The 14,272-nt window shown below is 59.8% G+C and carries 10 protein-coding genes; 4 read left to right on the top strand and 6 right to left on the bottom strand.

The features are described from left to right. Nucleotides 1–24 precede the first annotated feature (24 nt). The 4 genes from NIM86_RS03540 to NIM86_RS03525 form a co-directional block, all read right to left on the bottom strand. Nucleotides 25–2,121, bottom strand: coding sequence for a 3-hydroxyacyl-CoA dehydrogenase NAD-binding domain-containing protein (locus NIM86_RS03540; protein WP_253379152.1), 2,097 nt, complete (start codon nucleotides 2,119–2,121; stop codon nucleotides 25–27). 130 nt (nucleotides 2,122–2,251) lie between these two features. Beyond that, nucleotides 2,252–3,424, bottom strand: coding sequence for a cystathionine beta-lyase (locus tag NIM86_RS03535; RefSeq protein WP_253379149.1), 1,173 nt, complete (start codon nucleotides 3,422–3,424; stop codon nucleotides 2,252–2,254). Nucleotides 3,425–3,507: 83 nt separating this feature from the next. Beyond that, a complete protein-coding gene (locus NIM86_RS03530; RefSeq protein ID WP_253379147.1) occupies nucleotides 3,508–4,716 on the bottom strand; it encodes an FAD-dependent monooxygenase in 1,209 nt (402 codons plus the stop codon). Nucleotides 4,717–4,729: 13 nt separating this feature from the next. Then, nucleotides 4,730–4,975 (bottom strand): zinc-finger domain-containing protein, encoded by a 246-nt coding sequence (locus tag NIM86_RS03525; RefSeq protein WP_253379145.1) that lies wholly within the window; start codon nucleotides 4,973–4,975, stop codon nucleotides 4,730–4,732. A gap of 234 nt (nucleotides 4,976–5,209) precedes the next feature. On the opposite strand from NIM86_RS03525, the gene NIM86_RS03520 reads away from it, so the two are divergent. Then, nucleotides 5,210–7,414, top strand: a complete 2,205-nt coding sequence (locus NIM86_RS03520) for an RNA degradosome polyphosphate kinase (RefSeq protein WP_253380692.1) — start codon at nucleotides 5,210–5,212, stop codon at nucleotides 7,412–7,414. Then, nucleotides 7,411–8,928 carry a Ppx/GppA phosphatase family protein gene (locus NIM86_RS03515; RefSeq protein WP_253379143.1) on the top strand — a complete coding sequence of 506 codons (1,518 nt, stop codon included), beginning with the start codon at nucleotides 7,411–7,413 and terminating at the stop codon, nucleotides 8,926–8,928. Before NIM86_RS03520 ends, NIM86_RS03515 begins: the two co-directional genes overlap by 4 nt. Before the next feature lie 26 nt (nucleotides 8,929–8,954). Here NIM86_RS03515 and NIM86_RS03510 read toward each other — a convergent pair whose 3' ends face one another. Both NIM86_RS03510 and rnd read right to left on the bottom strand, forming a co-directional pair. Then, on the bottom strand, nucleotides 8,955–10,277 hold the full coding sequence (locus NIM86_RS03510) for a hemolysin family protein (protein WP_253379142.1): 1,323 nt from the start codon (nucleotides 10,275–10,277) through the stop codon (nucleotides 8,955–8,957). A gap of 89 nt (nucleotides 10,278–10,366) precedes the next feature. Continuing rightward, nucleotides 10,367–11,512 carry a ribonuclease D gene (gene rnd, locus NIM86_RS03505; protein ID WP_253380690.1) on the bottom strand — a complete coding sequence of 382 codons (1,146 nt, stop codon included), beginning with the start codon at nucleotides 11,510–11,512 and terminating at the stop codon, nucleotides 10,367–10,369. Between the two features lie 237 nt (nucleotides 11,513–11,749). Here rnd and aspS point away from each other — a divergent pair, with 237 nt between their 5' ends. Both aspS and NIM86_RS03495 read left to right on the top strand, forming a co-directional pair. After that, a complete protein-coding gene (gene aspS / locus NIM86_RS03500; protein WP_253379141.1) occupies nucleotides 11,750–13,567 on the top strand; it encodes an aspartate--tRNA ligase in 1,818 nt (605 codons plus the stop codon). Nucleotides 13,568–13,571: 4 nt separating this feature from the next. Continuing rightward, entirely contained in the window at nucleotides 13,572–14,231 is a 660-nt protein-coding gene (locus tag NIM86_RS03495) for a pyroglutamyl-peptidase I (protein WP_253379140.1), read from the top strand. The last annotated feature ends 41 nt before the right edge of the window (nucleotides 14,232–14,272 follow it).

Raw genomic sequence — 14,272 nt, 5'->3', positions numbered from 1 at the left:
GCGCACTCCTCAATTCAAGTGCGCTCAGGCACCCTGTTTCTGGTATTCCGCGAAACTGCCGCCTTCTCCGGCAAGCGTCTTCAGCAACGGGGAGACCGTATAGACATCCTTGCCGGTCTCTCTGCCCCAATGCTCAAGTCGCTCAACGATCTTCGCCAGACCATGTCGGTCGGCCCAGTGCATCGGCCCGCCCTTACCGACCGGGAAGCCGTAGCCATAGACCCAAACGACATCGATATCTGATGGGCGGGTCGCGATACCTTCTTCCAGGATCTTCGCGCCCTCATTGATCATCGGATAGAGCGTCCGTTCCAGGATTTCCTCGTCTGAAATATCGCGACGCTCGACGCCCTTCTCTTTGGCGACGCGCTCGATAATGTCCTGTGTCTCGCCACGCGGAACCGGCGTCCGGCCGTCCTCATAGCTGTAATAGCCCTTGCCGGTCTTCTGGCCGAAATCGCCCTGTTCGGCGAGCGTATCGGCGATCTCGGCGCGTTCGCCGCGCGCCTGGCGCTTGCGCCATCCGATATCGATGCCGGCGAGGTCGCTCATCTGGTAGGGACCCATCGGCCAGCCGAAATCGCGAAAAGCCTTGTCGACCTGGGCGGGCGTCGCGCCTTCCAGCAGCAGGTCTTCCGCTTCGGCTGAGCGGGCTTCCAGCATCCGGTTGCCGACGAAGCCGTGACAGACGCCGACGACCACCGGAACCTTGCCTGCGCGTTTGCCGACTTCGAGGGCTGTAGCGACCACATCTGGCGCGGTCTTCTCACCGCGGACGATCTCAAGCAGCTTCATCACGTTGGCTGGCGAGAAGAAGTGGGTGCCGAGCACATCGTCCGGCCGCTTTGTAAATCCCGCGATCCTGTCGACATCGAGATAAGAAGTGTTGGAAGCAAGGATTGCGCCGTCTTTGGCGATGCCGTCGAGCTTGCCGAAGACATCTTCCTTGACGCCGATATCTTCGAAAACGGCTTCGATGATGAGGTCGCAATCGCTCAGATCGTCATAGGATGTCGTGCCGGAAAGCCGCGCCATACGCTTAGCCTTGGCGTCCTGGGTCATCGACCCGCGTTTGACGGAGATGTCGTAGGTCTTCGAGATGCGGTCCAGACCCTTGTCGAGCGCCTCGCGGTTCATCTCAAGAATCGTGACATCGTAGCCGCCATTGGCCATCGACATGGCGATGCCGCCGCCCATCGTGCCGGCGCCGATCACGCCGATTGTCTTGACGGTTCGCGGTTTCACGTCCTTTCCGACGCCGGGCACCTTCGTCGCTTCGCGCTGGGCGAAGAAGATATGGCGTTGCGCCTCGGACTGTTCTCCTGTGACCAATCGAAGAAATTGATTGCGCTCGAATTTCAGACCGTCGTCGATACCCATTGTCAGCGCGGCCTTGACCGCCTTTCCGGCCGCTACAGGGGCGTCGAGGCCACGGCTCTTCTTTGTTTTCTCGGCGATGACCGTGTCGAACCGGTCCGGGTCGTCTTTCCACTCGACGATCTTGTCGTCACGGTCGCGAATATGGACGGTGGTCTCGCCGCTATCCGCCTTGGCCCGTGCGAAGGCGACGGCATTTTCGACAAGTTCGCTTTCGAACACGGCATCGACGATTCCATCTTTCAGAGCCGTCTCAACCGCAATCGGCTTGCCGGAAACGATGATGTCGAGCGCGCGCTCCGGCCCGACCAGCCGCGGCATGCGCTGGGTGCCTCCGGCGCCGGGAATGAGGCCGAGGTTGATTTCCGGCAAACCGACCTTCGAGCCGGCCAGCGCCACGCGGTAATGACAGCCGAAGGAGAGTTCCAGCCCGCCACCGAGCGCGGTTCCGTGAATGGCGGCGACAGTCGGCTTGTCGATGCTTTCCAGCAGTGCAATCAAATCAGGCAGGCTAGGATCGGCCTTGGCTTTATCGCTGCCGAACTCCTTGATCTCCGCGCCCGCCACAAATGTAGGGCCAGCGCCGGTCAGGACGATTGCACGAGCGGCGCTATCACCCTTGGCGCGCTCCAATGCCGTGTGAATTGCTGTCCTCAGCGCGTGGCTGAGCGCATTTACCGGCGGATTGTCGATGGTGACGACGGCAATATCGCCCTCCATCCGCGTGGCCACGAGATCGCTCATCAAATCCTCCTCCTCGGAGCATATCGCGATCTTTCCAACTCTCCTACTGAGTAGCGCCAGACGAAGTTACGATATCTCCTCCTGACATACTACCCGGTATGTCGGTGCGTGCAAGAGGAGGCCTTTAGCCTCAGCCGAGCGCTCTGACAGCGTCCAGCCCACGCTGGAGGTCGGCAATCAAATCCTTGGGGTCTTCCAGACCAATCTGGAGCCGGATAACCGGCCCGCGATAATCGGTTTTGGTCACCGTTCGATCGGACAGATTTACCAGCACGGCGAGGCTTTCATGGCCGCCCCAGCTATAGCCGAGACCGAAGATTTTCAAAGCGTCGAGAAAGGCCGCGCCGGCGCTTGGGCCTTCACCCTGGAGCACGATGGAAAACAGGCCGGAAGAGCCTGAAAAATCCCGCTTCCATAAATCGTGCCCCGGATGGCTTTGCAATGCTGGATGCAGCACGGCTTCTATACCCCGCTGCTCTTCACACCAGCGGGCGATCTCCAGAGCGCTTTCCTGATGGCGAGCGAGGCGAATACCCATGGTCTTCAACCCACGTTGTACCTGATAGACATCGTCCGGGCCGGCAATGCAGCCCATCCAGAGAAAAGTGTCGTAAAGCTGCTCCCAGCACTGTTCATTAGCCGAGACGAGGCCGAGCAGCACGTCCGAATGGCCGCCCGGATATTTGGTGGCTGCATGAACCGAGATATCGACGCCGAAATCGAGCGGCTTGAAATAGAGCGGCGTCGCCCAGGTGTTGTCCATCATGACGAGGGCGTTCCGCTCGTGCGCGATCTCGCAAATGGCTGGGATGTCCTGCATCTCGAACGTGTTGGAGCCGGGACTTTCGGTCCAGACAACCTTGGTATTCGACTTCATATAGTCCGCTATGGCCTTCCCAACTTCCGGCGGATAGTAGGTCGTCTCGATCCCCATTCGCGTCAGAAGGCCATCGGCAAAGCGCCTTGTGGGATTATAAACGCTGTCGACACAGAGAAGGTGATCGCCTGCAGAAAGAAATGTAAGCAGTGGGATCGTCACGGCGGCAAGGCCACTCGGTACGCAAACTGTTCCGGCCGATCCTTCCAGCGCGTCCACGGCGCTCGCCAGCGCATCCGTGGTGGGCGTGCCGCGTGTGCCGTAAGTATAGCGCTGCTTGCGGCCCAGCATGGTTTCTGCGTCGGGAAAAAGAACAGTCGAGGCATGGACGACCGGGGGCTGAACGAAACCGTGAAAATCCCGGGGGTTGTGCCCGGCATGGGCCAGCAATGTATTGATCCCGATATCGTCCGGTAGCTTTGTCATCGGTCGTTGCTCCAAGCTATGCTTTGTTTGAGGATGGGCTGGTCGCGTCGAATGGTCGTGGCAGCGAGAAAGACAGCGTCGCCTCAGCGCCCGGCATCGTAGCCGTAGAGCCAGTCCAGATCGGAAAGAAGGCTTTCGCCGTCTCTTGCGCGAAGAACGATGTCTCGTCCGAGGGAGATGGGAAAAGGGGCGTGCCAGACGAAATGATTGAAAGCCCCACGTCGCCTTGTACGGGCAATTCGGGGGCGGCGTTCCGCCTCATACTGCAGCAATGCGGCGCGCCGGTCCTCCCTCCAGCCTTTGACGCAGTGAGCGAGAACGGCGGCATCTTCGACGGCCATGGCGGCGCCCTGCGCTGCAAATGGCGTCATGGCGTGCGCAGCATCGCCGATAAGGGCGATGCCGCCAGTGTCGACGTAAGGCGTGCGAGGCGCAACGGCATGGAGACCCCACGCCAGCCAGTCCAACTCTCCCGCAAGTTCGCCGAGCGCCGGTGAGATATGGCTGATGGCCCACTGCGCAGTCACCGTGGAGAAAACTTCGCTCCAACTTGGGCCAGGATCTCTACCCGCCGTATTGGCGACGAGATTGATGCCTCTGTCTCCGCCGAGCGGATAAGCGACCAGATGCACTGAAGGCGCCAGGAATGCGGAGACGCACTCCGTATCGATGCCGGCCGCAGCAGCCTTCTTCAGCGCGTCAGGTCCTGTCAAAACCGCACGAAAAGCGATTTCTCCGCTATAGCGGGGCGGCAGCCCTTTCGGCATCGCTGTCCGGACCCTCGAATGGACCCCGTCGGCCCCGACGACAAGATGTCCCCACCGCTCTTCCTCGGCCCCATTCGGTCCCCTGATGATCGCGCGCGGACCGACCGCATCGGTCGCGGTTCCGGTCACTTCACGCCCGGTCTCGATTGTGATCTGTGGTTCGGCTTCGACCGCATCCCAGAGAATGGCGTGCAGCCGGGCGCGGTGAATTGTCAGGTAGGGAGCACCCCAGCGCTTCTCCGCCCGTTCGCCTAACGGCAATTCGGTGATGGCGTCTCCACGTCCGCCCGCTATAAGACGGATGACCTCCGGTCGTTGAGATTGATCGCGCAACGGGCCTTCGAGGCCAAGACGGAAAAGGATGCGGCTTGCATTGGGCGAAAGCTGTAAGCCGGCACCCACTTCGGTCGGCTTTTCGAACCGCTCGATGATCGTGACGGGCCGCCCCTGCCGCGCCAAAACCAGCGCCGCGGTGAGACCGCCAATACCGGCGCCTGCGACGATGATTGATCGAGGGGGTTCCAACCGCTATCGCCTCTCAGGCAGCGGCCACCCGGTAGAGACAGTCCTTCGGCTCCGTTTCGTCGGATGCCAGCGCTCCGTTGAAAACATATAGCGTCGAACAATAGGGGCAGACTTTTTCATCGTCCCGCCCCATATCCAGAAAGACATGCGGATGATCGAAAGGTGGATTGGCGCCGACGCACATGAATTCCCGTACGCCGATTTCGATGCGGTCGTGCCCGGAACTGTTCTGAAAGTGGGCGATGCGACTGGCCATCATATCTCTCCGTAAGCCGACTTTGCGCCGGTATCTCAGAAACCCGGCCTGATTGGGGGTTTGTATCATAGAGCCGTTCATTGCAAGCTCTGGATCACGGCTCCGGATTGTCGCAGAACTGTTACGCGATCGCGATAATTCCGCATCGCGACAATGGGGAAGACGAAGGGTATCATAGGCTTAGCGATGGATTTAACGAGCGAAGAAGGGCGGATTGAAATTGCCGCCAACGGATCGATGGTCGATCCTGTGCCCGATTCCGGCGATGTACCCCTGAGCGAACGGCCCGAGCGCTTCGTCAATCGCGAACTGTCCTGGCTCCAGTTCAACCGGCGAGTTCTTGAAGAGGCGACCAACGAGAACCACCCGCTTTTGGAGCGCCTCCGGTTTCTTTCGATCTCAGCTGATAATCTGGACGAGTTTTTCATGGTCCGAGTGGCCGGGCTTGCCGGTCAGATCAAGGCCGGCGTTACCGTGCGATCTGCCGATGGCCGCACTCCTGCCCAGCAACTCGACGTCATCCTGAAGGAAGCCGGTCGCCTGCAGGACGAACAGCAGAAGGTGCTCGTTCAACTTCTAGACGATCTGAAAGAGCATAATATCGAACTGGTCCAGGCCGGAAAACTCAGCCAGGCGGACCGCAAATGGATCACCGAACATTTCGATGATTCGGTGTTTCCGGTACTTACCCCGCTGTCCATCGATCCGGCCCACCCCTTTCCGTTCATACCCAATCTCGGCTTCTCGATTGCATTGCAGCTGAAACGCAAAACAACGCGTGAGCAGATGAGCGCGCTTCTACGTTTGCCGCCTGCTCTGACCCGTTTCATCCAATTGCCCGACAGGGCCGGTCAGCCGACCCGCTTCATCACACTGGAAGCGGTGATCGAGCTTTTCGTACCGAAGCTCTTTCCGGGCTTCGAGGTGATCGGCTCCGGCACTTTTCGCGTCATCCGCGACAGCGATATCGAGGTCGAGGAGGAATCCGAGGATCTCGTCCGTTATTTCGAGAGCGCTCTGAAACGTCGCCGCAAGGGCACCGTGGTCAGGGTGGAATTTTCGTCGGACATGCCGGAGGCTCTGCGTGATTTCGTCGCCGAACACCTTGAGGTGGCCGGCAACCGTATTTCGGTTGTCGAAGGCCCTCTGGCGCTCAATCAGATTTCGGAGATCGTTTCGCTGCCACGTGAGGACTTGAAGTTCGAGTCCTATTCGGCGCGGTTCCCGGAGCGCATCCGAGAACATGACGGTGATTGTTTTGCCGCCATTCATGAGAAGGATATTGTTGTCCATCACCCCTATGAAAGCTTCGATGTCGTCGTCCAGTTTCTGCGTCAGGCAGCGCAGGATCCCAATGTCGTAGCGATCAAGGGAACGCTCTATCGCACATCGAACGATAGCCCCATCATCCGTGCGTTGATCGATGCGGCCGAGGCGGGCAAAAGCGTGACCGCCCTTGTCGAGCTGAAGGCGCGGTTTGACGAAGAGGCCAATATCCGCTGGGCGCGCGATCTGGAACGGGCAGGCGTTCAGGTCGTTTTCGGATTTCTGGAAATGAAGACCCACGCCAAGCTGACCACCGTTGTCCGCAAGGAAGAGAAGGGGTTGGTGACATACTGCCATGTCGGCACTGGCAACTACCACCCGATCACCGCCAAGGTTTATACAGACCTATCCTACTTCACGGTCGATGAGACGATTGCCCATGACGTGGCGCAAATCTTCAATTTCGTCACCGGCTACGCCGAACCGGCCGATGAGATCGGGCTGGCCTATTCGCCCTTTATCATGCGCGACCGCATGATCGGCCATATCGAAGACGAGATCGCTCATGCCAAAGCGGGCCGGCCTGCGCAGATTTGGATGAAGCTGAACAGCCTGCTCGATCCGGCGATCATCGACGCGCTTTACCGCGCCAGCGAGGCCGGCGTGGATATCGACCTCGTCATCCGGGGTATATGCTCTTTGCGACCGGGCGTACCGGGCCTGTCGGAGAACATATCCGTCAAATCGATCGTTGGCCGTTTTCTGGAGCACAGCCGTATCATATGCTTTGGCAATGGTCGGGGTCTGCCGAGCGATCAGGCAATCGTTTATATCGGCAGCGCCGATATGATGCCGCGCAATCTGGACCGGCGCGTCGAGGTCCATGTCCCGATCAAGAATTCGACCGTCCATGAGCAGATTCTCGATCAGATCATGGTCGCCAACATTATCGACAACCAGCAGAGTTGGGAAATTCTGCCCGATGGCAGCTCGCAGCGAATCGTGCGAGAGGAGGGCGAGGAAGCCTTCAGCGTTCAGGAATATTTTATGAACTATCCATCGCTTTCCGGTCGCGGCGCTTCGATAAAGAGTCACGCGCCCAAGCGCTTTGCCAATTACCGCCGCCGCCGCAAGCAGTCGGTCTCGGCAACTGAACCGGGAACCGGCAAGGGATGAGGCTGCAGTCTCAGGGCCGCCTGCCGGGCCGCGATCCCGTCGCGATTGTCGATATCGGTTCGAACTCGGTCCGTCTTGTAATCTTCGAAGGCGTCACGCGTGCGCCGACGCTTTTCTTCAATGAGAAAATGCTGGCGGGCCTGGGCCGTTCGCTCGTTGATACGGGGCGCTTGAACACCGAGGGGGTCGAGGCGGCGCTCCAGTCCTTCAGCCGTTTTCGCGCATTGGCGGAACAGGCCGGCGCGACTGAAATTCACGTCATAGCGACAGCAGCCGCACGCGAAGCCGAGAATGGCGAGGAATTCATCGCGGAAGCTCAAAAGCGCCTCGGAACGGAAATCCGCGTGCTGTCCGGTCGGGAAGAAGCCTATTATGCGGCTCTGGCCGTCAAGGCCCATTTCTATAAGCCGGCGGGAATAGCCGGTGACCTCGGCGGTGGATCGCTGGAACTGATCCGCGTCAACGGCGATCACCCAGAACAAGGCATTACCTTGCCGCTGGGCGGCCTTCGCCTGTCCGACGTTACCGATGGCGATCCGCAGAAGGCGGGGGCGGTTGCCGCCGAAGAGTTGAAGCGCGCGTCGTTTCTGCGCGAAGCGGAAGGCGCCGATTTCTTCGCCGTGGGCGGCACATGGCGTAACCTCGCCCGCCTTCATATGTCGACCATCGACTATCCACTCTCGGTCCTGCACGAATACGCCATCGATGCGCGCGCCCCTGCGACGATCAAATTTCTGGAGACTGTCGCCGCTGGCGATCTCGACCGTTTCGATGGTATCGGCGATGTTTCGAAGAACCGCCGATCCCTGCTGCCATACGGCGCGGCTGTCCTTCTTGCGATTATCGATGCGATGAAACCGGCCCGGATTGTCACGTCAGGTGTGGGTGTCCGAGAAGGCTATCTTTTTTCGCTTTTGGACGAGGAGGATCGGCAGGAAGATCCGTTGCTCGTCGGTGCGCGGGAGATGGCGATCCTGCGCGCGCGTTCAGTCAAACATGCCGAAGAACTGGCGGACTGGACCGATATGGCATTTGCGGAATTCGGCCTGGATGAAACCGAAGACGAACAACGCCTGCGACGTGCAACCTGTCTGATCGCCGATCTCGGTTGGCGCGCGCATCCCGACTATCGCGGAATGCAGTCGATGAACGTGATCGCCTATTCAGCGCTCACAGCGATCGGTCACGGCGGGCGCGCTTTTCTGTCGCTTGCCAATTTCTACCGCTATAATGGCGTGAAGGATGAGGGCTGGTCGACCGAGCTTCTGAAGCTGATGGATGAAAGAATGATCCACCGCGCCCGGACGATGGGTCTCCTCATGCGGGTGCTCTATGTGCTTTCGGCCTCGATGCCGGGCGTGCTTCCGCGTTTGACGATCCGCACTGACGATGACGGAACCATAGAAATCGCTATTCCGGCAGCCTTGAGCGCGCTACACGGCGTCCGGCCCAGCAATCGGCTCGCCAAGCTTTCGAAATACCTCGATAGACCGATGCGGCTGGTCGTGAACTGAGCGGACTGTGGCGCGCTTTCGGGCTCTCAGCTCTGCTCACTCGTGTCGGTCGCGTCATTCTCGGCACTATCGGGCTGGCTGGGTGGCGTAATCAAGAGCTTGTCGACCCGCCGTCCATCCAGATCGACGACTTCGAATGTCCAATCGGACACCTCGAACACTTCTCCCACGGCAGGCAGATGTCCGACCGATTCCAGCGTTAACCCGCCGACGGTTTCATAATCGCCTGGCGGGATGGCCACCTTGAACGCATCGCGGAACTCATCGACAGGCATCCAGCCTGAAACGAGATAGCTGCCGTCTTCGCGCTGGACGAAAGCCGGTTCGCCATCGTCGTCTTCTTCGAAGACGCCTGCGATGGCCGCCAAAATATCCTCGGTCGTGATGACGCCTTCGAAATGGCCATACTCGTCGAAGACAAGTCCCATATTGACGGCGGATTCCCTCAGCTTGTCGAGCACCTGTATGGAGCGGGCGTTCTCGTAGATGACGGGCGCTTTCTGCATCAGTTTGCGAAGGTCCACCTGTTCGCCCCTACCATAGGCAATCAGCAGATCCTGCGTTCGCACAACGCCGAGAATGTTGTCATCCGATCCATCCCTGACCGGCAGGCGAGATCGGCGCGTCGCCTCGATTTGCTCTCGGATGGACTGGTCGTTCTGGCCGACGTCTAGCATCTCCACTTCGATAGCGGGCGTCATCAGCGCCTTGGCCTGGCGATCGGCAAACCGCATCACGCCACTGATCATCTCCTTTTCTTCCGCCTCGATCGTGCCGGCTTCCTCCGCCTCGTTGAGGACGCTTTTCACCTCTTCGTCCGTGACGGTCTGCTTCAGTTCACGGCTTTGGCCGAGCAGAAACAGCACCGCTTTGCCGCTCATATCGAGAATCCAGACAAGCGGCGCGGCGATCTTCGACAGAAAGCGCATCGGTCCGGCGACCTTTGTCGCAATCGCTTCCGGATGGCGAAGGGCGATCTGCTTGGGCACCAGTTCGCCGATCACCAGCGACAGATAGGTTACAGCGGCGACGGTGATGCCAACGCCAAGCGTATCGGCGGTATCGGCATTCCATCCCATGTCTTTCAGAATGTCGGCGAGTTGCAGGCCGAGCGTCGCTCCCGAAAAAGCGCCCGAAACGATGCCGACCAGCGTGATGCCAATCTGAACCGTGGACAGAAACCGGCCTGAATCCTCCGCCAGTTGAAGCGCCATGGCCGCCCCAATCGACCCCTCGTCCGCTTTGGTTCTCAGCCGCGCCGGACGGGCGGATACCACGGCCAGTTCGCTCATGGCCAGAATGCCGTTGACAACGAAAAGAGCGAGAATGATAAGAATATTGGTCAGCAAGGGTCTAATCCGGGTGGGCATTGGCCTTTTTGGCTCGTTACCCATCTAGGCCGCCCGCACGGCACGGAAAGCACCGGCTGCAAATCGATCTAGAGTTCGATGGCGGCAATCTTCCTGTCGCGGAAGGCCAGGCCAACTTTCCCGCTCAGCAGCTTGAGCGCTTCGTCTCCGAACACATCACGACGCCAACCCGACAGTGCCTGCACGTCGGCCCGCTCCCCCAAGGCCGCGATCTTGTCGATCTGGTCGGTGGTTGCAAGCACCTTGGTGGCGACGCCTTCGCGCTCTGCAATCAGCCGCAGCAGAACCTTGAGAAGTTCGCTGGCCGCGCCCGCGCCTTCAGGTGAACGGCGCTGGCGTTCCAGTTTGGGTAGCTCATCGTCTGTAAGGGCCAGGGCCTCGTTAACGGCCTCGGTCAGGCCCTGCGCATATTGGGATCGCTCCCAGCCTTTCGGCACGGCCCGAAGGCGGCTGAGCGCCTCTTGTGTTTTCGGCTGCTGCTGCGCGATTTCGTAGATGGCATCGTCCTTTATAACGCGTCCGCGCGGCACGTTGCGTGCACGAGCCTGTTCTTCCCGCCATTTCGCGACGGATTGCATGACGGCCAGTTCGCGTGGCTTGCGCACCCGCATCTTCAGGCGTCGCCAGGCATCTTCAGGTTTCAGGTCGTAAGTGGTCGGCGATGTCAGAACATCCATCTCCTCCGCCACCCAATGGGTCCGGCCCGTGCTCTCGAGCTTCTGCTTCAGTTCGCGGTATACATCGCGAAGATGCGTCACGTCCGCGGCAGCGTAGTTCAGTTGCTTCTCCGAAAGTGGGCGGCGTCGCCAATCGGTGAAGCGGCTGGATTTGTCCAACTGCTTGCCGGTCACTTTCTGAACCAGCGCATCATAGGAAACCGAATCGCCATAACCGCAGACCATAGCGGCGATCTGCGTGTCGAAGATGGGATGCGGGATGAGATCGCCCATCTTGTAGATGATTTCGAGATCCTGCCGCGCGGCGTGAAAGACCTTGACCACCGCTTCATTGCCCATCAGCGCGAAGAACGAAGACAGATCGATCTCTTCGGCCAGCGGATCGATGAGATAGACATTTTCATCGTCGGCGATCTGGATCAGGCAGAGTTCGGGCCAGAAGGTCGTTTCGCGAATGAATTCGGTATCCACCGTGACGAATTCCGCTTTGGAGAGCTCATCGACGACTGCGTCGAGTTCATCCGTCCGGGTAATGATCTGCATTGCGCCTCTTTCCTGGCAAATCGTCTTTTGGTTGCCTTCATCCGGCCCATCCGTTAAGGGCCGCTACCGGTCGTCGTCAAGGCGCATCCCGTGTTCGCCTTGACACAGGCCATTTCCCATGCGCTTGTCCGCGCCGGTTTTCGCTGGTCCACGTCGCCTCTTCGAAGGCGCATTCCAGCATCGGATATTGACGGGCCGGCGCCCGCTTAGACCTCAAGGGTTTTTAGAGAAATGGACGATTCCATCCATCGCTATCGCACGCATAATTGCGGTGCGCTTTCGCTTTCCGAAACCGGTCAGACGGTGCGCCTTTCGGGCTGGGTTCATCGCGTACGCGACCATGGCGGCCTACTCTTCATCGATCTGCGCGACCATTACGGCATCACCCAGATCGTGGCAGACCCGGATTCTCCAGCCTTTACCACCGCAGAGAAATTGCGCAGCGAATGGGTCATTCGCATTGATGGCACGGTGAAGCAACGCGATGCCGAGGCGGTCAATCCTAACCTGTCGACCGGCAATATCGAAGTGTTTGCTCGTCATATCGAGGTTCTGAGCGAGGCCAAGGAACTGCCTCTGCCGGTCTTCGGCGATCTGGATTATCCGGAAGAGGTCCGCCTGAAGTACCGCTTTCTCGATCTGCGACGCGAGAAGCTGCACAACAATATCGTCCTGCGCACCAAGGTGGTCGCTGAGATGCGCCGGCAGATGACGCTGGCAAACTTCACCGAATATTCGACGCCCATCCTGACGGCATCGTCGCCCGAAGGCGCGCGCGACTTTCTGGTGCCGAGCCGCATCCACGCCGGCGAATTCTATGCCCTGCCGCAGGCGCCGCAGATCTACAAGCAGCTGCTTATGGTCTCTGGCTTCGACCGCTATTTCCAGATCGCGCCGTGCTTCCGTGATGAAGACCCGCGCGCCGACCGCCTGCCGGGCGAGTTTTACCAGCTCGACCTGGAAATGAGCTTTGTCACGCAGGACGATGTGCTCGGCACTATGGAGCCGGTCATGCGGGATGTCATCCAGACATTCGCGGACGGCAAGCCGGTGACGGAAACCTTCCGCCGCATTCCTTACGACGAGGCGATCCGCAAATATGGCTCCGACAAGCCGGATTTGCGCAACCCGATCGAGATGGAAGAGGTTTCCGACCATTTTCGCGATTCCGGTTTCAAGGTCTTCGCGAACATTCTTGCGTCGTCTCCGAAGAATCAGGTCTGGGCGATTCCTGCGAAGAGCGGTGGCAGCCGCGCCTTCTGCGACCGCATGAACTCCTGGGCGCAGGGCCAGGGGCAGCCGGGCCTCGGCTATATCTTCTGGCGCGAGGAAGAAGGCGCAATCGCGGGCGCCGGCCCGCTTGCCAAGAATATCGGTCCGGAGCGGACCGAGGCCGTCCGCAACCAGCTTGGTCTGCAAGCCGGCGATGCCTGCTTCTTCGTGGCGGGCGATCCGAAAAGCTTTGCAACTTTCGCCGGCGCTGCGCGCGATCGTGCGGGTCAGGAACTCGGACTGGTCGATGAAGACCGGTTCGAACTCTGCTGGATCGTCGATTTTCCGTTCTTCGAATGGAACGAGGAAGAAAAGCGGATCGAATTCGCTCACAACCCATTCTCGATGCCGCAGGGCGGCATGGACGCGCTGATCGAGGCGGAGAAGGGTGGCGACGAAGCGCTGCTTGGCCTGAAGGCGTTTCAATACGATATGGTCTGTAATGGATTCGAGATCGCATCGGGCGGCATCCGCAACCATCTGCCGGAGACCATGGTCAAGGCATTTGAACTTGCGGGCCTGTCGAAAGAAGTGGTCGAGGAGCGCTTTGGCGGCCTCTATCGCGCTTTCCAGTATGGCGCGCCGCCCCATGGCGGCATGGCGGCCGGCGTCGACCGCGTCATCATGCTGCTGGCGGGTGCGAAGAACCTGCGAGACGTGGCGCTGTTCCCGATGAACCAGCAGGCGCGCGACCTTCTGATGGGCGCTCCTGCCCCGGCGACCAACACACAGCTTCGCGAACTGAACATGCGGGTCATCCCGCGTGAAAAAGACTGACGCGATGAGCGGTCGGGAAGGAGCGGTCAAGATCCTGGTAACGGGGTTTACCGCTTTTCCCGGCGCGCCAGACAATCCGACCGAATGGCTGATGGAGGCGCTGGCCGGCTGGCGTCCCGCCGGCGCCGATATCGCGACCGCGATCCTGCCTGTCGATTACGCCGCGGCTCCGCGTGTATTGGAAGCCATCGGCGCGGATTTTCGCCCGGATATTGCCATTCACTTCGGTCTGGCGCTTGCCGCGACCGGCTTTCGTCTCGAACGGTTGGCGCGTAATCTCTGCTCTTCAGACCTGCCGGACAATGCTGGCGTTAGCCGCGCCCGCCAGCCGATCATAGAGGGTGCATCCGATTGCATTTCTACACTGCCAAATGAGAGCATCGCCGAACGCCTCGCTTCGGCCGACCTGCCGGTCGAATGGAGTGACGACGCGGGCGGTTATCTCTGCAATCTTGTGATGTTTCACGCTCTGTCGGAGCGAATCATGCCGGACTACGCGCCGGCAATGGCCGGCTTCGTTCATGTTCCGCTGCTGGATCGTATGCGCGGCGACGGCCAGAACGAACTGTTCGCTCTTACCGAAAGCGAGCTTCTTCTCGGCGTACAGATCATCGTCGGTACGGCGCTGGCAGCCTACAGAATTGAAAAGCCCGCCGAGGCGTAGAGCAGTCTCTCGGCGGGCTCTCATCTTATAGCGAGAGCCTG

This window comes from Notoacmeibacter sp. MSK16QG-6 (genome assembly GCF_024158145.1).
In the GTDB taxonomy this organism is placed as follows: Bacteria; Pseudomonadota; Alphaproteobacteria; order Rhizobiales; family Rhizobiaceae; genus Notoacmeibacter.
The sequence above is the reverse complement of the archived record's forward strand: the minus strand, read 5'-3'. Positions and strand labels throughout refer to the sequence as shown.

Excerpts from the sequence above, each read along its gene's own strand:
- NIM86_RS03515 (WP_253379143.1), top strand. The coding sequence starts at position 7,411 with ATGAGGCTGCAGTCTCAGGGCCGCCTGCCGGGCCGCGATCCCGTCGCG.
- NIM86_RS03540 (WP_253379152.1), bottom strand. The coding sequence starts at position 2,121 with ATGAGCGATCTCGTGGCCACGCGGATGGAGGGCGATATTGCCGTCGTC.
- NIM86_RS03535 (WP_253379149.1), bottom strand. The coding sequence starts at position 3,424 with ATGACAAAGCTACCGGACGATATCGGGATCAATACATTGCTGGCCCAT.
- NIM86_RS03495 (WP_253379140.1), top strand. The coding sequence starts at position 13,572 with ATGAGCGGTCGGGAAGGAGCGGTCAAGATCCTGGTAACGGGGTTTACC.
- aspS (WP_253379141.1), top strand. The coding sequence starts at position 11,750 with ATGGACGATTCCATCCATCGCTATCGCACGCATAATTGCGGTGCGCTT.
- NIM86_RS03525 (WP_253379145.1), bottom strand. The coding sequence starts at position 4,975 with ATGATGGCCAGTCGCATCGCCCACTTTCAGAACAGTTCCGGGCACGAC.
- NIM86_RS03520 (WP_253380692.1), top strand. The coding sequence starts at position 5,210 with ATGGTCGATCCTGTGCCCGATTCCGGCGATGTACCCCTGAGCGAACGG.